The sequence below is a fragment of the Jiangella rhizosphaerae genome (genome assembly GCF_003579925.1).
In the GTDB taxonomy this organism is placed as follows: domain Bacteria; phylum Actinomycetota; class Actinomycetes; order Jiangellales; family Jiangellaceae; genus Jiangella; species Jiangella rhizosphaerae.
This window is the reverse complement of the sequence record NZ_QUAL01000281.1, coordinates 1-2,689: the sequence shown is the minus strand read 5'-3', so window position 1 is coordinate 2,689 and position 2,689 is coordinate 1. Positions and strand designations below refer to the sequence as shown.

Here is a 2,689-nt window from a genome sequence, read left to right as displayed (position 1 = left end):
GTCGGCGGCGGCCGCGGCGGCGGCGGCGATGGGCCCGCCGTCGGCGGCGACCGCCTGGAACGCGGCGACCGCCGGCGCGAGCGCGTCGATCATCGTCTTGTCGCCCTCGTTGGCGCCGCCCAGCTCCTTGATCGCCGTCAGCGCGGCCTCCAGCGCCGCGCCCAGCTCCGCCGCCTCGACGGTCGTGGACTCACCGAGCGCCTTGCCGGCCCGGCGGAACGCGCTGCCGTACAGCGGCCCGGACGCGCCGCCGGTCTTGGCGACGATGCCGCGGCCGGCGGCGACGAGGACGTCGCCCGGCGTCGCGGGTCCGCGCTCGGCGATGTTGGTCAGCGCGGCGGCGAGGCCGCGGGCCATGTTGGCGCCGTGGTCGCCGTCGCCGATGGCGGCGTCGAGGCCGGTCAGCCGCGCCTCGTCGGCCTTGACGGCGGCCTCGGCCGCGGTGATCCAGGCCGTCGCCGTCTGCGTGTCGAACGTCATGCTCACCGTCCCCACCGCAGCGCGGGCGTCGACACCGGGGCGTCCCACAGCCGCAGCAGGTCGTCGTCCAGCGACATGACGGAAATGGAGAAGCCCTGCTGGTCGAGGCTGGTGATGTAGTTGCCGACCAGGCTGCGCGCGACCCGTCCGCCGTGCCCCTCGATCCAGGCGACGGCCTCGGCGAACGCGCCGTAGAGCTCGATCAGCGGGGTGCCGCCCTGGCCGTTGAGCATCACCAGCACGTCGCCGGTGACGGGCCGGTCGGCGTGGATGACGTCGAGGGAGTACCCGACGAGGTCGTGCACCGGCGCCATCGCGCCGCGCTCGCGGCCGGGCTCGCCGTGGATGCCGACACCCAGCTCGACCTCGTCCTCGGCGAGGTCGAAGCCCGGCTTGCCGGCCGCCGGGACGGTGCCGGCGTGCAGCGCGATGGCGAATGACCGCGTGACCTCGTTGACATGGGTGGCGATGCGCGCGACGGTGTCGAGGTCGGCGCCCTCCTCGGCGGCGGCGCCGGCGATCTTCTCGACGAACACGGTGCCGCCGACGCCGCGGCGGCCGGCGGTGTAGGTGGAGTCCTCGACGGCGGCGTCGTCGTTCGTGACGACGCTGACGACGCGGACGTCCTCGTCCTCGGCCAGCTCGGCCGCCATGCGGAAGTTGAGGACGTCGCCGGTGTAGTTCTTGACGATGTGCAGCACACCCGCGCCGCCGTCGGCGGCCATGGTGGCGGCGAGGATCTGGTCGGGCACCGGTGACGTGTAGACCTCGCCGGGCGCCGCGGCGTCGAGCATGCCGTAGCCGACGTAGCCGCCGTGCAGCGGTTCGTGTCCGGAGCCCCCACCAGAGACCAGTCCCACCTTGCCCGGTGTCGCGCCGCCGGCTCGCGAGATGACCCGGTTCTCGAGGTCGACGGCGAGCGATGGATGGGCGGCGGCCACGCCGCGCAGTGCGTCGGCGATGACCGAGTCGGGGGAGTTGATCAGCTTCTTCATCGACGGACCGACCTTTCCGTGCTGGCGAAGCGCGATTGTCATCTGCGTGACACAGTACGCGCGAAACGGCCCTCCGGACCGGGGACCCGGGAACCTCTATGGTTGTCGCCGTGGTGGAGATCTCGCAGACGCTCGATCGCGGTCTCCGTCTGCTCGAGGTCCTCTCCGCGTCGAGCGACGGACTCACCGTCGCCGAGGCGTCGGCCGTCCTGGGCGTCAACCGCACCATCGTCTACCGCCTGCTGGCGACGCTGGAGCAGCACGGCCTGGTCCGGCGGGTCGCCGGCGGCCGGTTCAGCGTCGGCTTCGGCGTGCTGACTCTGGCCGGCAGCGTGCAGCCGTCGCTGCGGCAGGTGGCGCAGCCGGTGCTGCGGGCGCTCGCCGAGGACGTCGGCGCGACGGCGCACCTCACCATCGCCGACGGCGCCGAGGCGCTGGCCGTGGCGGTGGTCGAGCCGACCCGCACCGACTACCACGTCGCCTACCGGGTCGGCTCGCGGCACCCGCTGGAGCGCGGCGCCGCCGGGCGGGCCGTCCTCGCGGGGCGGGAGGGCTCGCGCGACTTCGTCAGCACGACGGGCGAGCTGCAGGCAGGCGCCAGCGGCGTGGCCGCGCCGGTGCTCGGCGTGCCCGGCGTCGAGGCGAGCGTCGGCGTCATCGCACTCGGTGCGCTCGACGACGACACCGTCGGGCCGCGGGTGGTCGAGGCGGCCGAGCAGCTGGCGTCGCGGCTCGGCTGAGTCCGCTCAGCCGGAGACGGTGACCTCGATCTCGTTCGACACCATCTCGGCGTCGTCCACGTTCACGACGCGGAACAGGTTCGGGCCGGGCGCGTCGGTGGCGACGGAGCCGCTGAACGTGCCGTCCTCGCGGGTGGTGAGCGTGATGGGGCGGCTGGCGGGGTAGTCCTGCCACTCGCCGTCGCCGACCTTGTGCTGCAGCGTCACCCGGACGCCGGCCTCGACCGGCTCGAGCGTCCCGGCCAGCGCGATGAGGTCGTTCGGCGCCACGGTGACGGGGTCGGCCGTGAGCCGCAGGCCCTCCTCGGGGGCGGGCTCGCCCGGCACCGACGTGCCGGGGTCGGAGCTGCGCGCGTCGCCCGGCTGTTCGCCGTCGTCGGGTCGGGAGCCGAACCACGCGCCGCCGGCGAACCCGAGCACCGCGGCGACGGCGAGGCAGGCGGCCAGCGCGCCGGCCGTGGCCTGGCCGGGCGG

Annotated in this window: 4 protein-coding genes; 1 reads left to right on the top strand and 3 read right to left on the bottom strand. The window is 74.7% G+C overall.

Annotation, left to right across the window (positions count from 1 at the left end):
- A partial coding sequence (gene dhaL / locus DY240_RS23290; protein WP_119662142.1) for a dihydroxyacetone kinase subunit DhaL occupies nt 1-480 on the bottom strand: 480 nt, incomplete at its 3' end.
- A 2-nt stretch (nt 481-482) separates the two neighbouring features.
- Nucleotides 483-1,475, bottom strand: coding sequence for a dihydroxyacetone kinase subunit DhaK (gene dhaK / locus DY240_RS23285; protein ID WP_119662141.1), 993 nt, complete (start codon nt 1,473-1,475; stop codon nt 483-485).
- A gap of 98 nt (nt 1,476-1,573) precedes the next feature.
- Between dhaK and DY240_RS23280 the strand changes: the two genes are divergently transcribed.
- Entirely contained in the window at nt 1,574-2,215 is a 642-nt protein-coding gene (locus DY240_RS23280; RefSeq protein ID WP_119662140.1) for an IclR family transcriptional regulator, read from the top strand.
- Between the two features lie 6 nt (nt 2,216-2,221).
- On the opposite strand, the gene DY240_RS32365 is transcribed toward DY240_RS23280, so the two are convergent.
- On the bottom strand, nt 2,222-2,689 hold a 468-nt coding region (locus DY240_RS32365; RefSeq protein ID WP_158602968.1), incomplete at its 5' end, for a hypothetical protein.

Excerpts from the sequence above, each read along its gene's own strand:
- dhaK (WP_119662141.1), bottom strand. The coding sequence starts at position 1,475 with ATGAAGAAGCTGATCAACTCCCCCGACTCGGTCATCGCCGACGCACTG.
- DY240_RS23280 (WP_119662140.1), top strand. The coding sequence starts at position 1,574 with ATGGTTGTCGCCGTGGTGGAGATCTCGCAGACGCTCGATCGCGGTCTC.